The sequence below is a fragment of the Algivirga pacifica genome (genome assembly GCF_039543525.1).
Classification (GTDB): domain Bacteria; phylum Bacteroidota; class Bacteroidia; order Cytophagales; family Flammeovirgaceae; genus Algivirga; species Algivirga pacifica.
Map to the genome: position 1 here is coordinate 113,126 of NZ_BAABJX010000029.1, position 17,445 is coordinate 130,570.

Genomic DNA, 17,445 nt, shown 5'->3' on the forward strand with positions numbered 1-17,445 from the left:
AAAGGAACCATTCATATCTATTCAAAGTTTTATTTGAGAATATTTATTAACCTTTAAAATTATGAAAAGAACATTTTGGACACTTCCATTTCTATTGTTATGTATCATTGCTTGTGGTCCTACCTCCCAAAAGCAAGATACTGAAAGTAACAGTAGAGGTAGCGAGGAAGAAGCTATGGAGGTAACTCCCGAGAATTATGCGAGAGCAGAAACGGATCAAACCTTTACCTATTATGCAAAGCTAGCTCCGATCAACACCTTCTTTCATTACAAGAAATTGACTCCTCTCGACAATCAAGGAGTTGTCCGTATGAACCGAGACTGTGTCTACTCTGGTGGTTTAATTGATACCAAAGGAGGGGCGACACTTACCGTTCCTAAGATGCCAGACAATCGCTACATGTCTGTAATGTTGACTGACAATGACATGTATGTTCCTGATATTTACCATAAGGCAGGTACATATAATTTGCCAGAAGATACCCGCTATCTTTTTGCAGTTATTCGCATTCAAATTTTAGACCCTGATGATTCAGAAGAGCTCGAAATGGTCAATAAATTACAGGAGCAATTTGAGATTAAAGCTAGCTCTTCGGAACCTTTTAAAGCACCTAATTGGGATCAAGCTTCGCTCAAAACGCTACATGACGAATATAATTCGGAGTTTGCCAAATATGATAAGTATCCAGATGAATGGTCTGGTACTAAAGAAGAAGTTGATGAAAAAAGTAGACGTTTAGCTGTGGCTGGAGCCTGGGGACTTTTCCCTAACAAAGAAGCTACCTACATTAATTACGATGGTGGAAATCTTTCAGGAGATAAATGTTATAAAGCAACGTATAAAATACCTGAAAATAACGCTTTTTGGTCCATTACAGTCTATGGAAAAGACGGTAAGATGCAAAATGAGAACTGTATTCTTAATGAAACCAACACTATTAAAAACGATGACGGTACGTTTACAGTACACTTTGGATCTGCGACAAACTGCTCGGATGACGTAAAGAATCGTTTGGACATTACAGACGGTTGGAACTTCCTTATGCGTGTGTATCGTCCCGGAGAAAGCGTATTGAATGGTTCATATAAGCTTCCGGAGGTAGAAGAAGTTAGATAATTTATGATTAGCTCTCCCCTCCTACTCCTAGTCAAAGAGTTCAGCTTCTGCGAGGCACGAGCAAAGCGCTCTTTGACTTCCCCCCACCAATAAAAAAGGATACCCCAACAATGGAGTACCCTTAATCACATTTAAAGCAAGTGATGAGCTTATCTAAGCTCTGACGTGTGTGTTTATGCGATAGTCTCTAGAATAATCCTAGTTTCTTTTTGTCATAAGAGATCAGGATATTTTTGTTTCTGCGGTAATGATCCAGCATCATCAAGTGATTTTCACGTCCAAAACCAGATTTCTTATATCCTCCAAATGGAGCGTGTGCAGGATAAGAATGATAGTTGTTTACCCATACTCTTCCTGCTTCTACTTTACGGGCTACCTGATAAGCTTCGTGGGTATCTCTTGTCCACAAGCCGGCTCCTAGTCCGTATTCCGTATCGTTAGCAATGGCAATTGCCTCTTCCATCGTTTTGAAAGTCGTCACAGAAGTTACTGGCCCGAAGATCTCTTCCTGAAAAACTCTCATACTATTTTTACCTTTAAAAATAGTCGGTTCAATATAATAGCCATTTTCCAGACCTGTGTTCAGTTTGCAAGCACTTCCTCCTGCCAATACTTGAGCACCTTCTTCTTTTCCAATCTTGAGATAAGATAAAATCTTCTCGAATTGCTCTTTGGAAGCCTGTGCCCCCACCATCGTTTCTTTATCCAGCGGATGTCCCACTTTAATTTGCTTGGTTCTTTCTACAACTTTCTCCAGGAACTTGTCTGCTATATCCTCATGCACCAAGATTCTGGATGGACAAGTACAAACTTCGCCCTGATTAAAGGCAAAGAGAACAGCACCTTCTATACATCTATCCAAGAACTCATCATCCTCATCCATCACGCTCTTCATAAAGATATTGGGTGATTTACCTCCCAGCTCCATGGTGACCGGATTCAGGTTCTCGGAAGCATATTGCATGATCAATTTACCGGTAGTACTTTCTCCTGTAAAGGCTACTTTTCCCACTCTTGAAGATTGCGCCAATGGCTTACCGGCTTCCGTACCAAATCCTGTAACGACATTCAGTACGCCTGCTGGCAATACATCCCGAATCAGTTCAAGCAATACCATAATACTGGTTGGTGTCTGCTCTGCCGGTTTAACAATCGTACAGTTTCCTGCTGCCAAAGCTGGTGCTATTTTCCAGGTGGCCATCAATAATGGAAAGTTCCACGGGATAATCTGTGCAACCACTCCAATGGGCTCCTTAATATTCAGAGACAATGTGTTAGCATCCAACTCCGAAGCACTGCCTTCTTCTGCACGTATTACTCCAGCAAAGTAGCGGAAGTGATCTACACATAACGGAAGGTCGGCATTCAATGTTTCTCGGACTGGCTTCCCATTATCTACCGTTTCTACTGCTGCCAACATTTCCAGATTTTCTTCAATGATATCGGCAATTTTCAATAGTAGGTTACTTCTTTCTGTGGCAGAAGTGCTCATCCATGCCGTTTTTGCTCTATGAGCAGCATCCAATGCCAATTTGATATCCTCCTCTGTTGATCGAGGCATAAGGGCAATCAAGGAATTGTCAATAGGTGAGCGGTTTTCGAAGTACTCTCCTTTTACTGGAGGGATAAATTTACCCCCGATAAAATTGCCATACTTTTCTTTGAATTCAGGTCGTTTTACAAGGTTTTTCTCTAGGGCTAGTTCCATAGTTATCAGGATAGTTTAAATGGATTATGTGTTTATCAATACTTGGGTTATCAAGGAGTCAAAGGATTTTTATTTGACTCATATTGAATGGATTATAGTATTAATGTATGATATCTATAGGAATCATCAAAGAAACAGGTGTTATTTTTACACTTTAAATATCGTATAACCTACTGAAACTATTTCTTCGACCCTGAGCAAAAAGCTTTATTTTTAAGGCTTAACAATATGCATTTATACAATTGTCTCCCCTTTTCAATAATAACTATGACAAGCATTTCTCCAGAAATTATTTTTGCGTCAAATCGAAAGTTGATTGGCATTAAAGCTACCATGAGCTTCATACATTTTGATGTAGCCTCATTATGGAAAAAATTTATGCCCCTTCGAGGTAGCATAAAGCATCCGAAAAACGATGAGCTCCTCTCGATGACAGTATATACTCCTGATCATTTTATAAACTTTCATCCTGCCAATGAATTTGAGAAATGGGCAGCGGTAGAAGTGGAAAATTTTGATCAAGTTCCTCAAGGAATGGAAACATATACGATCTCAGAAGGACGCTATGCTATTTTTCAATACAAAGGGATGAGCTCTGACAACCGTATTTTTGAATATATCTATAATGAATGGCTCCCGGAATCGGGCTATGAATTGGATAATCTTCGACCTCATTTTGAGGTATTGGGCGAGAAATACAAGAATAATGATCCTGAGTCGGAGGAGGAAATATGGATTCCTATTCGTTGAGAATTAGTGGTAAACTGATTGGTCAAAGAGCGCGTTAGTAGCTGTGAAGTATCAACTGGATTTTGTTGTAACGCTGAACTCTTTGACCAGTGTAAAATGGTAGATAAATAGTAAATATACCCTCTGTAGTCAAAGAGTTCAGCTTTTGCGAGGCACGAGCAAAGCGCTCTTTGACTTACACTATACACTTCTTATTTCTTCTTCAAAACAGTCATAGGATCAATATTCTCCCCATCCTTCTTGACTTCAAAATGAAGATGAGGTCCCGTAGACTGCCCAGAGGAGCCTACTGTTGCTATTTGAGTTCCTTTCTTAATCTCCTTTTTACCTTTTAAAACGTCCTCTTGGAATTTTTCTAACTGGGCATACATCGAGTGATACCCACTCGCATGCTTGATCACTATAAAATTGCCATACCCTTTCTTTTTTCCATCAGCCCCTACGGTACTAATCGCAATGACCACACCATCTTCTACGGCATAAACCGGCGTACCCTTTGGGGCTTTAAAATCTACTCCTTTATGAAATTTTTTCTTTTTGGTAAAAGGGTGTTTTCGATAACCATAGCCTGAAGAAATCTCAGGATTATCTAGTGGGAAAATAAAATCCAGTTCTCCTTTATTGAGAGACTCAAAACTTCCTGTACCTTTTCTTTCAACAAAATGGTTCTCGATTTTTGTAAAAAGGCTATCACCCAGCTGTTCTACATGTGTCTCACCTTTGTGCTGTGCAAAAACAATAGGATTATTGGAGAATAACCATAATATCAATAAAGAATAAGGAAGCAACAGCCCCCATTTCCAATAGTTTTTATTATTGCTAAAATTGATCATTTTGATTCGCTTTTTAATGGTTGAATTACCAAAACCATGAACCTCCCAAAAGCTGGTTTTAAAAGCTGTATTCAACAATAATTGTTGATAACTCAACTCATCAACTCCTTGGGACAATACCCCCTGATCGGCTAGGTATTCATGGTTTTCTTTGATGGCTTTGAAATGAAAGAAGACAAACGGATTGAACCAAAGCCATGCACATACTATTTCTGAAAGAATAAGGTCAATCGTATGACCTTGATTACGGTGAACAAATTCATGCAAAATGATTTCCCTACGCTCCTGCTTTTCCAGTAATTCAGGAGAGAGAAAAACCCACCTTCCCCAGGTAAATGCCAGGTGAACGGATGGATGGATATAAACTACCTGCTGTTGATAAGTTTCTACTTTTTTGGATTTTGCCTTTAAAAACAGGACATAAACCACACTTATCAACATTTTTATTAACATCAATGCGACAAAAGCGAGATATATGTTGAAAACCCAATCAATATCCGGTGAATTTGTGGATAACATTTGGATTGGCTCCTCCCAATACTCCCATTCTATCGTATTTTGTGAATAAGTCGGTATTTTCTCCTGAATTGTTGATAAGTGAGGAAATTCTATCAACGGAATTCTCCAACTTATCAACAAAGTTGTTAACAAATATCCTCGGCGGACATGCCAAGTCGTCTCCTTTCTCAACAATAAATGATAGAAAAGAAAAAATATGGCCTGTACGCTACTTACCTTCAGCAGGTAAATCATCCATTCATTACTCATCGTTCTTACGTTTTTCTATTTCAGCATCAATTATGGCTTTGATCTCTTCCAAATCCTTGAGATCCATCTCCTGATCTGCGGAGAAAAAGGAGGCAAACCGCTTCACTGAGCTGTTGAAAAAACGCTGTACCATTCCCTTGAAGTGTGTCTGGAAGTAATCTTCCTTCTTCACCAATGGGTAGTACTCATTGCTTTTACCATGGGTATCATACCCAATAAACTGTTTCTTGACCAAAACCTTGACCACCGTTGAGACAGTCGTATAAGCCGGCTTCGGTTCCGGTAGCTGTTCCAATATGTCCTTGAGGTAGCCTTTCTGTAGCTCCCACAAGACTTGCATGATTTGTTCTTCCGCTTTTGTTAATTCTTTCATGGGTCGAATATATAACTATAAAAATAGTAATACAACTATTACTATAGTTTTAGTTATTTAAAGCTACAGATTTAGTCAACAATTGTTCACCCAAGGATAAAAACAGTCAATTCCTTCACACTTTATTTTTCTACCTTGTGAGCAAACAATTGACATGACTGACAACTCAAATGACACTATATGATCACCTTAGAAAAAGCTACACTTACACACCTCGATGCACTAAGCTCTTTATTTGACCAATACCGAGTCTTTTATGAAATGGAATCTGCTTTAGACGAAGGGAAAAAATTTCTTAGGGAAAGAATAGAAATGCGGGAATCTGAGATCTTTGTTGCCCTCAATGAGGATAACGTGATGACTGGGTTTGTTCAATTATATCCTCTATTCTCCTCTACACGAATGAAACGTTTATGGCTATTGAATGATTTATTTGTTCATCCTAATTACCGGGGAGAGGGAATTTCTAAGGCATTAATCGAAAAGGCAAAGGATCTTTGCAGAAGCACCAATGGTTGCGGTATTATGTTAGAAACCGCTAAAACCAATATGATTGGTAATGCCTTGTATCCTCATACCGGGTTCTCATTGGATACGGAGCATAATTACTATGAATGGAATGCTTCCGAATAGCCGCGCCGTTTGCATATAGTATATCCAAATAGATAATAGGAAGGCTAACTACGCATAGTTAGTCTTCCATTTTTCACCCATTGTCTGAACTGGGATCTTAAGGACTGGAAGGGTTTACAAGATAATGTAGTCGCATCCGACAGGAGTGTGTACACTTACCTTACCTCACGAACCATACCGATCATTTCTTGTAAATAGGTTACGATTGTTATTCAAATGTTTCCAATAAACCGATAGATCAGTGCGCACCTATAGAAGATCATCCCCGTCGGATGATCCTACAAATGAACCAAACGCTTCAACAATTCAACCAGCGAGCAACGTGAGCCTCAACGATTCAATAGTCTTGTATTTATAGAAGAAAACCATAGCACTTTACTGCTACCTTTCGTAACTTATAGGCAATTGCACCCTTCCGCTGTAGATTACATTAACTATCCAGGAAATTGGGAATATCCCATAAAACCTATTTACGGATTTAATCGCAGGGAAGTACTTCTGGAGCAAGGTCACATAGGGCGTGGAGTCAATGGTCCAGGCTAAACTCATTAACGGGCTTAATTTTCTTCTGGAGGTAATTCTTATTTAAACCCATAGTAATGTAGTCAGGGTTGGAAAAAGCAATTAAAATCCCTTAACAGAAAAGCATTATTTTTCTGCCCTGCCTTTTGTGTGCCTTAGTGAAATGAGGTAACTTTTTCGTTCTTTTTTTGATGGTTTTGGGGAGTTCATAGGGTGTCCATACGGTGGGAATATCACTTCGCTGAGTGCTGGGGCTGGTACGGGTTTCAAGTATACGTATAATGGGAAGGAGGAGCAATCTGAACTAGGCTGGCTTGACTATGGTGCCCGCATGTATGACCCGAGTGTGGGGAGATGGTTTGGGGTGGATCCTTTGGCTGAGAAAATGCGTAGACATTCGCCTTATAACTATGCTTTTGATAATCCTGTGAGGTTTATTGATCCGGATGGAAAAGCTCCATTAGGAAATCCTGAAAATTTCATCAATCAACGAAATGCAGAAAGCCTTTATCCTAATGACGCTAATGCTAGGTCTAATTTTACTAACCTTATGGTGAAAAGTAGAGAAGCCGCTTCTGAAAGAGCATTGGTTACAGGTGCCCAAATAGCTCCAGCATTGTTCTCTGGTGGCACGAGCGCTCTAGTTACTACGGGATTTAGGGGGCGAGCTTTAACAACGTTGGGAGCTACAATAAAGGATGAAGGCATAGGTTTTATTCAAAATGCATTAACAAGTAGTCAAGACGGTTTAGGGAAAATTGAAGATGCTCTAGGACAAATTGATATTACAGATGTTGGATTTTCTTATTTACAAAATTTATTAGGAGGAGATGCTCCTAAAGGAATGATCCTTTCTTTAACAGAGTTTCTTAAAGCTAATATAGACTTATCTTATGCTGATGGAAATTTTAAATTTGAAACTACAATAGATGGTTCTAAAGATTTAGGAAAATCAACTATTGCTTATGTATTTGGAGTGTTAGGAGCAAAAATGAGTCAGAATATAGAAAAAACTGGTAAAACTGAAGAAATGGAAAAGGAAGCTGAGTATTTTAATATGATTTTACCAAGAGTATTACAGTTCGTTCAAGGAAAAATAGAAGTAGTGCGAGACTCATATATAGAAGATGATAATTAAAAGAAATAAGACTATGATTAAATATCTAAAGACATTTTTTAAGTTTAAGAAACCTAAAGATGTATTTATAATTATACTTCTCTTGCTTACAATTTCCCTTATAACTTATGAGGAGTATGATTTTAATAAACATGAAAGAATAGCTATTGGAACTGTTGTTTCAGATAAATATAAGATCGCTATTACAGATAGATCATTAACAACAAAACGAACTATGATCAATATTCAATATGAATATAATAGTCAAAAAGTTTTAGCATCTGTCACACTGTTTGAAAAAGCAAATTTACCTATTAAAAAAGGGGATAAGTTCCCCTTATATTATCACGGAAAAAGTCATGATGTAGGGGATTTTAACGAAAATGGTGTAAAAGTTGAATTTGATTACCCAATAGACCCTAAGGATACTTTATCTGACTCTTTATTACTCGAAAAATATTACTATTCTAAGTATGATAAAGCTAAAAAACCTTGGTATGAGTTCTTTAAACATAGTAGGTGATTCCCCGTTCGAACACAGCATCTCTGAATAAAGAATATCTATGGAAGGCTAGCTATATTTGCTGGCCTTCCATTTTTTATACAAGCATGTTGGTGTAAGGAATAATGTTCTACAAATCCTTTTCAATCTAATGTCAAATCCCATTTATGGACGCCATGTGATGGGATAATTAACCTTAGCGGTGGGTGCGGACTGCAGCTCTTTCAACCCATCGTCTGCGTAGGAATAGCGGTTGCGAAAGGAATGGACGCTATTCTTACGTAGACCGTGGGTTGAAACACCACGGCTAATAGATGCCACCCCTAACGGGGTTGTATGCTACCTAAACCCTGAAAGGGTGACATCACATAGGGGCGGGATTCATCCCGTCACTATACGGAACATGACGGTTATTTAGGAAACACGGCAATTTTTTATTCGATCTATCAATTCCTCACCAACCTCTATTTCCAACTCATACCACCCGAGCGTGGACGCTCGGTGAAAGCGCTTTTTGGTCGTAGCGTGGACGCTACGACCAGTGTAGGTAAAAATATTACACCTCCACCAACCCTATTAGCTATTCCTTTTTACCTATTACCTCTAAAGGATAGTTATGGTCCCCTCACACAAAATGCTTCCTAATAAACACCTTCGCCACTCCCCACAATAACCCCACAAAAAACACCACTCCTACCCCCATGTACAAGGCTATAGAGACTCCTTGCGTCACGGCTTCTACTCCCTGAAAAACCCAGTGAGTGGGCAATACTCCAAAAAACATTCTCCATTCTTCCGGAATGAAAAAAGCGGCAATAGGTAATAATACTAACATATTAAAGGCTTTGATATAGACCATGCCTTCCATGCGGTTCTTTACGATAGCGTTTACTGAAAGCGCGTATACCGGTACGATCAAAGCCGTCAGTAAAGATAATCCTACGCCGTCTATCCAATGAATCGTATAGAAAGGCTGTACCTCAAACAAAATAATATTGAGCAATGCTGTGAATAAGTAAGGAATCAGAAACCTTGAAAGAAGGTATTCCCATTTCTTAAGTGGAACGACACCATAGATAGGCGCTACGTTTGTTTCCTTTTCATCAATCAATACCATGGTAGTGATAAAGCTGAACATCTGTGTATTTTCCACCACAGCCACTACTAAAAATACCGGAAGGTATGGCTCTAGAAATGGATAATTGTCCACCAAAGCAGGTACTCCCCATAGGATGAGCGCAAATAAAAGTACCGGCAGTACCAAAAAGGACTTCAAGGAAGGATCCCTGAATATAATCTTGAAATCAGCCAAGGCCAATGTCATTATCTTTTTCATAGTTTCTCGATTATTGTTGTACGACTTTTTTGGTAAACAGATGATAGGCTCCCCAATACAAAATCGCCACCATTACCACAATAGATACATAAGCATAAGCGTAGCTGATTGACACTCCAGTAATGGAATGATTGAGCAAATCCAAACTCCCCTGTATTGGAAAAAACTTCTTAATAAGTCCCATATCAAACACCCCCAGATAATCCAACATAGGAACATTAATGAAGGTCAAGAAAACGGGAACAGACAACATTGCAAACTTCAAGAAATCTGTTGTGAAGGTAAGCATGATGAGTCCCAAAGCTGCAGACATCAGGCATATTCCCAAAGAGCCAATCGTATATTGTAGTATGTCGAAATCAAGTCCCCTAACGGAAATTGCTAACCCTAAAGAACATATAGTCCCGATCAGGGAAATGGATATCAACTTGGATAATAAAAAGTCATGTACCCGAAGCGGGCTTACAAAAATTGCCGGTAAGATTTGATGCTTCACTTCGGTATAAATGGCCAAGGCAATAAAGAAATAGCCAATCACCGAAGGATCATTCAGTACCAGTGAGATCAATACCTTATCGAGGTAAGCAACATCTCTCAAGAAGTATAAAGCTAAACCGTAGATCAAGGTTACTGCAAAGCTAATCGTTACGATATTGTTTCTTTGCAATAGCACAAACTGCCATTTCAGTTGGTTGAGGAAGTTTTTCATGAGCGCAGGGATTTACCGGTGACACGAATAAATACTTCTTCCAAGGTCGCTTCCATGGTATGAATCCCTTTGACCTCCCCCTCTTTTATAAACTGTAAGAAAGAAGTATTTATTCCCAAATCACTTAATGGAAACTCATTACATTCTCCAGTGGCCAATTCTACTTTGACTGCTTCTTTGCCATATTGACTCTTCAAGGAAGCCGGTGCATCGGTCACCTCTAATTGTCCATCCACAATAAAGGCAATACGATCACAGATACTGTCGGCAGTCTCCATACTATGTGTGGCTACGAAGATGGTTTTTCCTTCTTTTTTCAAGTCCAAGATATGTTGCTTGATTTTGTGTGCATTGACAGGGTCTAATCCAGAGGTCGGTTCGTCAAAAAATAGAATATCCGGATCATGCTGTATGGCACGGATAAAGTTCAGACGCATTTTCATTCCCTTAGAATACGACTCCACCGGCTTATCCATAGCATCTTTCAGATCCACCATCTCAAAAAGCTCTTCCATACTGCGCTTTGGACTCCTCGGATAAAAAGAGGCAAATAACTCCATATTCTCTTTACCTGTCAACTTGAGGTAATGGTTGGGCAACTCAAAACCTACCCCTATTTTCTCAAAGTAGGTATTGTCCCAAGCGGAAAGGTCCTTCCCATCCACTTTGACCGTTCCTTCATATTCTCCATAAATCTTGTACAAGACCTTTTGGGTCGTACTTTTCCCCGCTCCTGATGGACCTAGGAAACCAAATACCTCCCCCTTTTGGATATCAAAACTTACTCCTTTTAAGGTAGGCTCCTGACTTTCCGGATAACGGAACATTAAGTTTTCTACTTGTATCATTTGCTTGTTATAGTTTATTGAAAGCAGGTCGCAATAGCTGGATATATTCATCCACTACTTGAAGCATCTCCTGTTTTTTTCCTTGAAATACCGGTGCTTCCTTCTGTATACTCTGCTGAGGGTTGATAACTCCTGTGAACAGTAAGTACTCTTGTATACTCACCCCCGCTTTATACAGTTGGAATCCCATTGTTTTTATTGAAATGTCTTTACGAAAAAGTCCTTGCTCTACCTCGTAAGTCACCAAGTCCTCAAAGGCCCGTACTGCTTGCTGTAACATTTCTTTATATAGGTGCTTGATAGAAGGAGAGTCCAGGTTCTCTGCCAGATTATGTAAAAAATGACTTTCCAGAGGGTTTTCTGAGTCAAATTGAAAACCGTACTCATACAACGCTCTGAAATACGTCCAGAAATCTTCATAGTCACTACGATTGACAGACGCAACGTAACGGTGTTTTACCATAGAACATTGTTGTACCAAATACATGAATAGGTCTTGCTTCCCCTCAAAGTATTGATAAACACTCCCCTTGGCTATTCCCAATTGCTTCACGACAACCGTAATCGAAGCCTCATCAAAAGGCTTAATGGCAAACTCTCTTAGAAAAGCATCGGTAATGCGCTTTCGTTTGCCTTCTTCCAGATTTAAAAATGTTTGTTTTGGCATAATAATGACTGATTGGTCACAAATATATGACTAAGCGGTCACTTTACAAGCAAAAAATATATTTATTGGTGAAGGATATGGTTATCGGTTATCGGTTATCGGTTATCGGTTATCGGTTAAGAAAATTATTTTAACCATAAGCGATAACCGATAAACTACTAGCCTCTTCTTCTTTCCAGAAGAACCATCATCATTAGTGCTAGCATAGCCCTTGCTGTATCTTCATCCTGAATTTTACCTTCTTTTTCTACTTCAAATTTTCTACCGAAGAAAGATGGCTTCTTTTTCAGGCGCAATAATACCTCCTCATTACTATCTGTCAAGACATAAGCAGGATTAAACAGGTAGCCGGTAAAGATCCCTAACACAGGAATTTCACCCAATAGTCCATCCAACACCTTAATCCATGCATTTTCCTCAGAGATCGTAAATTGTGGCTGTTGTGCTTCATCCATTACTTCATAACGGGCTTTCCACAAGGATCTCCACCCTTTACGCACCACTTTTCCAATTTCTTTTCCTTCTGTGTCTGTAAAAGAATAAGCTGCTGAGAAATCTAACCATCGATCGGCCTTGATATTGAAATTCACTTCCGATTTTGACTCATCATTATACACCTGAATATCCTCTTTCAGTTTGAACATTTTCTGGCGTACATAGGCAATGGTGTGTCCACTTAGGTCTGTTGCCGTAAAATCGTTAGCAAACGTGGAGATTCTGAACTTAAAGTTTACTGGGAAATCGATCTTTTTCATATTCTCTTTTTAAAAAATTATATAATCCGTACCTACAATACTACCTCTTTAATCACCTTATCTCTGACGGTTCAGTTTAACCGAATTCCTTTCTTAGGTAGAGGAAAAAGTATGTAGTGATACGTTAAATCTTGGTTTTCATTTATACTCACCTCAAACACTGCTAAAAATCGAGCAATGAACAGTTGCATTTCTTACTGTCATCAGGCTCTCCAAGATATCATGAGGTTGGGCTTCTTTTTGGAATCAATTATTTCACTAAGATAATTAACGATTCGTGTTCGAGCAGTCATGGCTTTTTCTCCTAGTAAAGACAGCACTGTTTTGAATCAGGCTACATGTAGATATTTATTTTCTCCAGCAAAAAACCATTTGTTCACTTCAGGTCCCGTCATGAAGATTGTCTTATTTCCCAACACGTTGGTTTGAAATACCGAACCATATTTTTTCTTCTTTGACTCACAAAAGCACGTGGGTTATTCACAAAAGCTAGCGTTTCCTCCAAAAAAGGGACTCCTAACTTACCTGCCGGCAAAGACAATGAAATCTTATGATTTTTCTCTTCTATCACATATTGTGATAAGGGCATTGTTTTTCGGTTGATGGTTGCAATGTAGTTTCTTCAAGTATTAAAAAATATTCTTAAAAAAGAAATATAACCATAAAAAAGCGTCGAATGGAAATAGCAGCGGTTTAATCTTAACGAATACCCTATGTACATGATTTTGTTGGATAAAATTTCATCATTTTACACCTACCATTTTTATTCAACTAGTCACAAAAACCTATGAAGCTGATTTGTCGCCCATTCGTGCTATTTGCATTATTTATGACCTGCAGCTATGTGCAAAGCCATTCACAGGAATCTACTGCTTTTTTGCGCTATGCTAGCGATGACACCCTTTCTACGTTACAACATTTAGGGACTTCCTGCTTATCCATCGACTCTGCCCAGTTCAACCGTATAACCGTAGATCAAGAAGGAATCCCTTATATCATTTATAGTGATTTAGGTGAGAGCAAAAGGGGTGTTGTACAATTCTATGATGGAGAGAACTGGCAATATGCAGGCGCTAGAACAATCACCCCTGCAGGAACAAACTATACTGATATTAGTAGCTCCCCGAATGGACATATATATATTGTTTATAATGATAATATCGTCGGAGGAAAAGCTACCGTACAACGATGGAACGGTAAAGACTGGAAACTGGTAGGGTTACCGGGCATCTCTGAGGGCAATACTTCTTTCAACAGTATTGCTGTAGCTCCTGATAGCAGTATCTTCATTGCTTACAAGGATGAAGGTAAAAGTGATAAAGTTATTGTTCAAAAATGGAATGGTAATAACTGGTTTACACTTGGAAGTACAGAAGGAATTTCTGAAGGTGCTTGCAGTTGGATCGATATTACTGTTGATGAAAATAACATTCCTTATATATGCTATCAAGATTATAGACAGGAAGGGAAAATAGTCGTTAAAAAATGGAATGACATCACTTGGACAACCTTAGAGCAACCTACACTCTCCCGAGGAGAAGCATCTTACGGACGTATTCTAGCAAAAAAAGGAATATTATATGTAGGCTACAGAGACGCTGGCTTAAACAACCAGCTTATTATTCAACAATGGAATGGGCAACAGTGGAGTGTCTTAGGCAACAGGGCCGTCTCTACGGCTTCTGCAAGTTATTTTGGAATGGATATGACCTCTAATAATGAATTATTTGTTGCCTACACTGACTTTGGAAAGGGAGGACTACTCAGTGTAAAAAAATGGACCGAAAAAGGATGGGAGCAAATTATTCATGATAGTAGGTCTTATGGAAAAGTAAGCTACACTGATATTGCCATGAGTAATGACATTCCGCTTATCTTATACAGCAGTGAAGCATGTAAACAAGCGGTATCTGTTCTATCTTACACCTCACCACAAAACCATCTTCCCATTGTAACTCCTGAACTAGACGCTCATACTACCTTACAAAATAACCAAATTAGAGTATCATTTAACCAATCTCTACAAACCCCATTTGATGTCCGTTTAATCAGCTTGGATGGAAAACTAATCTACCAACAAACACATCAAATGACAGAGGAAGATCAAACAGATCTAGTCATTCCTACCTTTATTATCCCATGGAAACTATATATTCTCAACATCGCAACAAGTGAAAAAATATTTTCCATGAAAATCCTGAAACAGTAGACAGTGAGCAGTGAGCAGTGAGCAATGAGCAGTGAGCAGTGAGCAGTGAGCAGTTAGTAAATTATTTTTACTTGTTATAGTTACCAGGTATTATAGACTGTTCACTGCTCACTGCTCACTGTCTATCGTATAATGCCGACCTTTCCTACCATATACTCCTCTCCGTCCACAGTACTACTGAAAATCAAGTAAATTCCTGTACTTACCTCCTTTCCCTCCAGGGTTCGGCTATTCCAGGTGACCGTAGAACCTACCGCCCTTCCTTCCCATACCAACCTTCCTGCTGTATCAGTTATTTTGACCTGAGCATCCTCGGCGACGCCCGTCATTGTAACACGTTCTTCATCTGTAGGTCGTAACGGATTAGGAAATATACTCACCTCTGATAGTTCCTTTACACCGGAAGCACTTCTATAAGAAATCAAGCCTTTATCTGTGGATATAAATACTTCTCCTGTAATCGGATGTATTACCATATCCACAATCGTATTGGATAAAAGAGGGCTATTCTCCATATTAAACTGCTCAATTTGCGCACTAGCCGAAGCATTCAATACCCACACTCCTGTATTAGTCCCAAACCACTTTCGATTTCCTCCGTCAATGGCGATGGCATGTACCCTATCCTCATTTAACACAGGGCGTCCATCCACTCTTGGGATCACCGCATCATCTGCCATATCCGTCACAGCAGATAATGGATTAAAAAACTCTGCCACTCCTTCGGAGGTCCCAATCCAAACACTTTGTTCCCGATCTACCTGAAGGGACAGTACATTACTGTTCGGCAATCCACCATTACCATCTCCCTCTGTCAAAATATTGTATTGTTCTTGTTGATAAGCTACCACTCCTCCATTCGCCAAACGAACCCATAACTGCCCAAAAGGATGAAAGCGCATGTCCAAAGGCTGTCTCATCACAGGTACTTCAAAAGACTCCACTTCTCCACTTAACTTTAAAGTATACATACGTCGGTCTGTAGCCATCCATATATCCCCCACACCATCTGTCACCACACTATGAAAAGACGGGGCTTCTTCTCCAAAAATAGAGGTGAGTATTGTAAAAGTATTTTCGGTAATATTCCACTCCAATAAACCTCCCTGATAGCTACTGAAATACGCTTTCCCATTAAATGAGTTATATGCAAAACCTGTCAAGTCATTGATCGACGGAATCTTGACTGCTCCAATATTATTCTCTTCTGCCGTATAGTTCGTCCATTCTCCCGCTTCAAAAATAGAGAAGGTCGCAGGGCGGTTTAAAGCACCCTCATTCCATCCCCCCCGAAGAGCTACAATTTTATTCTCAAAATAAAACAAACGATAGGTTTCTGCTGAAAACGGTCCTGAAGGGAAAAGCTGTACCATTTCATCATCCAAACGTAAAAGACCCGCCGTAGCATCTGCTACCCATAATATCCCTTGAGCATCCAAGGTAATGGATAAGGGTTGGTTCATCAGTCGGTGAGTATAGGTTGCTACAACATTTGCATTCTCCCTTTCTTCTACCTGATTGGGAGAAAGAATGTATAAGCTTACCCCATCTGTTTCTATCCCTGTAATGGCCGTATTCTCCTGAATAATCACCTCTTGATTGTCACTCCACTGGTATACTCCAGCTGCAGCGACCCAATAGTATAACTGTCCATTGGCCACCAGTAACTGATTCGCCACCTTATTGGTAAGTTGTTCCCAGTTTTTAAAATCCTGCTTATTGACCAAAACAGAGCGACTCGCCCGCTTGACCCCCTGACTACTTCCGATATAAATAAAATCCTCATCCAGGGCTACTTCAAAAACCCTTATTTCTTCCCCTTCTCTCCCTAACCGATTATAAGTCTCCAGAATTTTATATTCTACCATATCCAACACTACCACACCAAAAGCTGTCGAGATATAAGCCCGTGTCCCCTCCATCAATACATCGTAAATTCTCTTGTCGGCAAACTCACTATTGAGGATAGTTCGAATATTTACCAAACTTCCATCCGACTCCTGCACATCCATATTTCCATTGCGATAAGTCACCAATAAGCGCTCTAAAGTATTGGCATATCCCAAAGCACTCACTTGTGTATCACTAAACCCTTCCAAGCGCCCTTGCTTTACCAGTTCCCCTGTCTCTGGCACATAATAAAATAAGCCATTTTGTGAAGCACTATACACTCTATCCTCTACCGCCAACACTTCTCTTGCCTGGTAATGACTCAAGTGCGTACGCCAGGAACCTACAGGAATATTTTGGGCCTGTAACATTACTGGATGAATAAATAATCCTATTCCTAAAATAAAAAAGCCCAGTATCCATTGGTAGTAATGTCCTAGTACGGAGTGCAGTCGATTTGTCATATAGCTAGTAGATTGATTGCTAAATAAACTTATAGCTAAGTGCTACGGAAGAAAGATGAAGGAAGAAGGATTATTATCCAGAGAAGAGACTCCTATACCTTTATCCTTCTTCCTTCCTCCTTTATCCATTTGGAAGTAGTTCCTTTATTTCTATCAGAAAACTTAGTGTTTAGACCACTAGCACTATCTGCTTATATATTTAAAAAATAACAAGATAGCCGTAGAAGGGAAAAAGTAAAAAGTA

The 17,445-nt window shown here is 39.4% G+C and carries 16 protein-coding genes; 7 read left to right on the forward strand and 9 right to left on the reverse strand.

Annotated features, from left to right (window positions below):
• The first annotated feature begins 61 nt into the window (after nucleotides 1-61).
• Nucleotides 62-1,117, forward strand: coding sequence for a DUF1214 domain-containing protein (locus ABD985_RS09940; RefSeq protein ID WP_345371349.1), 1,056 nt, complete (start codon nucleotides 62-64; stop codon nucleotides 1,115-1,117).
• A 187-nt stretch (nucleotides 1,118-1,304) separates the two neighbouring features.
• Here the strand turns inward: ABD985_RS09940 and ABD985_RS09945 are convergent, their stop codons facing one another.
• A complete protein-coding gene (locus tag ABD985_RS09945; protein ID WP_345371351.1) occupies nucleotides 1,305-2,825 on the reverse strand; it encodes an aldehyde dehydrogenase family protein in 1,521 nt (506 codons plus the stop codon).
• Between the two features lie 267 nt (nucleotides 2,826-3,092).
• On the opposite strand from ABD985_RS09945, the gene ABD985_RS09950 reads away from it, so the two are divergent.
• Nucleotides 3,093-3,575: a GyrI-like domain-containing protein gene (locus tag ABD985_RS09950; RefSeq protein WP_345371352.1), complete on the forward strand. Its 483-nt coding sequence runs from the start codon at nucleotides 3,093-3,095 to the stop codon at nucleotides 3,573-3,575.
• A 191-nt stretch (nucleotides 3,576-3,766) separates the two neighbouring features.
• On the opposite strand, the gene ABD985_RS09955 is transcribed toward ABD985_RS09950, so the two are convergent.
• Together ABD985_RS09955 and ABD985_RS09960 are read right to left on the reverse strand one after the other, a co-directional pair.
• Nucleotides 3,767-5,176 (reverse strand): peptidoglycan DD-metalloendopeptidase family protein, encoded by a 1,410-nt coding sequence (locus ABD985_RS09955; protein ID WP_345371353.1) that lies wholly within the window; start codon nucleotides 5,174-5,176, stop codon nucleotides 3,767-3,769.
• The gene (locus ABD985_RS09960; RefSeq protein WP_345371355.1) at nucleotides 5,169-5,549 is read right to left on the reverse strand and encodes a BlaI/MecI/CopY family transcriptional regulator; all 381 of its coding nucleotides are present in this window, start codon (nucleotides 5,547-5,549) and stop codon (nucleotides 5,169-5,171) included. Before ABD985_RS09960 ends, ABD985_RS09955 begins: the two co-directional genes overlap by 8 nt.
• Nucleotides 5,550-5,729: 180 nt before the next feature.
• On the opposite strand from ABD985_RS09960, the gene ABD985_RS09965 reads away from it, so the two are divergent.
• The 3 genes from ABD985_RS09965 (at nucleotide 5,730) to ABD985_RS09975 (ending at nucleotide 8,344) form a co-directional block, all read left to right on the forward strand.
• Entirely contained in the window at nucleotides 5,730-6,182 is a 453-nt protein-coding gene (locus ABD985_RS09965) for a GNAT family N-acetyltransferase (protein WP_345371357.1), read from the forward strand.
• A 730-nt stretch (nucleotides 6,183-6,912) separates the two neighbouring features.
• Complete coding sequence (locus ABD985_RS09970; protein WP_345371395.1) at nucleotides 6,913-7,842, forward strand: RHS repeat domain-containing protein; 930 nt, start codon at nucleotides 6,913-6,915, stop codon at nucleotides 7,840-7,842.
• A 13-nt stretch (nucleotides 7,843-7,855) separates the two neighbouring features.
• A complete protein-coding gene (locus tag ABD985_RS09975; protein WP_345371359.1) occupies nucleotides 7,856-8,344 on the forward strand; it encodes a hypothetical protein in 489 nt (162 codons plus the stop codon).
• Between the two features lie 604 nt (nucleotides 8,345-8,948).
• Here the strand turns inward: ABD985_RS09975 and ABD985_RS09980 are convergent.
• The 5 genes from ABD985_RS09980 to ABD985_RS10000 all read right to left on the reverse strand — a co-directional run bounded on the left by ABD985_RS09980 (nucleotide 8,949) and on the right by ABD985_RS10000 (nucleotide 12,638).
• On the reverse strand, nucleotides 8,949-9,659 hold the full coding sequence (locus tag ABD985_RS09980; protein WP_345371361.1) for a hypothetical protein: 711 nt from the start codon (nucleotides 9,657-9,659) through the stop codon (nucleotides 8,949-8,951).
• A gap of 10 nt (nucleotides 9,660-9,669) precedes the next feature.
• Nucleotides 9,670-10,368: a fluoroquinolone export ABC transporter permease subunit gene (locus ABD985_RS09985; protein WP_345371362.1), complete on the reverse strand. Its 699-nt coding sequence runs from the start codon at nucleotides 10,366-10,368 to the stop codon at nucleotides 9,670-9,672.
• Nucleotides 10,365-11,216, reverse strand: coding sequence for an ABC transporter ATP-binding protein (locus tag ABD985_RS09990; RefSeq protein WP_345371364.1), 852 nt, complete (start codon nucleotides 11,214-11,216; stop codon nucleotides 10,365-10,367). The genes ABD985_RS09985 and ABD985_RS09990 overlap by 4 nt, the downstream gene beginning before the upstream one ends.
• Nucleotides 11,217-11,223: 7 nt before the next feature.
• Entirely contained in the window at nucleotides 11,224-11,883 is a 660-nt protein-coding gene (locus ABD985_RS09995) for a TetR/AcrR family transcriptional regulator (RefSeq protein ID WP_345371365.1), read from the reverse strand.
• Between the two features lie 158 nt (nucleotides 11,884-12,041).
• On the reverse strand, nucleotides 12,042-12,638 hold the full coding sequence (locus ABD985_RS10000; protein ID WP_345371367.1) for an LURP-one-related family protein: 597 nt from the start codon (nucleotides 12,636-12,638) through the stop codon (nucleotides 12,042-12,044).
• Between the two features lie 787 nt (nucleotides 12,639-13,425).
• Here ABD985_RS10000 and ABD985_RS10005 point away from each other — a divergent pair.
• Complete coding sequence (locus ABD985_RS10005) at nucleotides 13,426-14,847, forward strand: NHL repeat-containing protein (protein ID WP_345371368.1); 1,422 nt, start codon at nucleotides 13,426-13,428, stop codon at nucleotides 14,845-14,847.
• Between the two features lie 122 nt (nucleotides 14,848-14,969).
• Here the strand turns inward: ABD985_RS10005 and porZ are convergent, their stop codons facing one another.
• Nucleotides 14,970-17,201 (reverse strand): type IX secretion system anionic LPS delivery protein PorZ, encoded by a 2,232-nt coding sequence (gene porZ, locus ABD985_RS10010; protein WP_345371370.1) that lies wholly within the window; start codon nucleotides 17,199-17,201, stop codon nucleotides 14,970-14,972.
• A 39-nt stretch (nucleotides 17,202-17,240) separates the two neighbouring features.
• On the opposite strand from porZ, the gene ABD985_RS10015 reads away from it, so the two are divergent.
• On the forward strand, nucleotides 17,241-17,411 hold the full coding sequence (locus tag ABD985_RS10015) for a hypothetical protein (protein WP_345371372.1): 171 nt from the start codon (nucleotides 17,241-17,243) through the stop codon (nucleotides 17,409-17,411).
• The last annotated feature ends 34 nt before the right edge of the window (nucleotides 17,412-17,445 follow it).

What these genes read in the sequence shown, in the direction of transcription:
- ABD985_RS09950 (WP_345371352.1), top strand. Translation starts at nt 3,093, where the DNA reads ATGACAAGCATTTCTCCAGAAATTATTTTTGCGTCAAATCGAAAGTTG.
- ABD985_RS09965 (WP_345371357.1), top strand. Translation starts at nt 5,730, where the DNA reads ATGATCACCTTAGAAAAAGCTACACTTACACACCTCGATGCACTAAGC.
- ABD985_RS10005 (WP_345371368.1), top strand. Translation starts at nt 13,426, where the DNA reads ATGAAGCTGATTTGTCGCCCATTCGTGCTATTTGCATTATTTATGACC.
- ABD985_RS09995 (WP_345371365.1), bottom strand. Translation starts at nt 11,883, where the DNA reads ATGCCAAAACAAACATTTTTAAATCTGGAAGAAGGCAAACGAAAGCGC.
- ABD985_RS10000 (WP_345371367.1), bottom strand. Translation starts at nt 12,638, where the DNA reads ATGAAAAAGATCGATTTCCCAGTAAACTTTAAGTTCAGAATCTCCACG.
- porZ (WP_345371370.1), bottom strand. Translation starts at nt 17,201, where the DNA reads ATGACAAATCGACTGCACTCCGTACTAGGACATTACTACCAATGGATA.
- ABD985_RS09985 (WP_345371362.1), bottom strand. Translation starts at nt 10,368, where the DNA reads ATGAAAAACTTCCTCAACCAACTGAAATGGCAGTTTGTGCTATTGCAA.
- ABD985_RS09990 (WP_345371364.1), bottom strand. Translation starts at nt 11,216, where the DNA reads ATGATACAAGTAGAAAACTTAATGTTCCGTTATCCGGAAAGTCAGGAG.
- ABD985_RS09945 (WP_345371351.1), bottom strand. Translation starts at nt 2,825, where the DNA reads ATGGAACTAGCCCTAGAGAAAAACCTTGTAAAACGACCTGAATTCAAA.
- ABD985_RS09980 (WP_345371361.1), bottom strand. Translation starts at nt 9,659, where the DNA reads ATGAAAAAGATAATGACATTGGCCTTGGCTGATTTCAAGATTATATTC.
- ABD985_RS09940 (WP_345371349.1), top strand. Translation starts at nt 62, where the DNA reads ATGAAAAGAACATTTTGGACACTTCCATTTCTATTGTTATGTATCATT.
- ABD985_RS09975 (WP_345371359.1), top strand. Translation starts at nt 7,856, where the DNA reads ATGATTAAATATCTAAAGACATTTTTTAAGTTTAAGAAACCTAAAGAT.
- ABD985_RS09960 (WP_345371355.1), bottom strand. Translation starts at nt 5,549, where the DNA reads ATGAAAGAATTAACAAAAGCGGAAGAACAAATCATGCAAGTCTTGTGG.
- ABD985_RS09955 (WP_345371353.1), bottom strand. Translation starts at nt 5,176, where the DNA reads ATGAGTAATGAATGGATGATTTACCTGCTGAAGGTAAGTAGCGTACAG.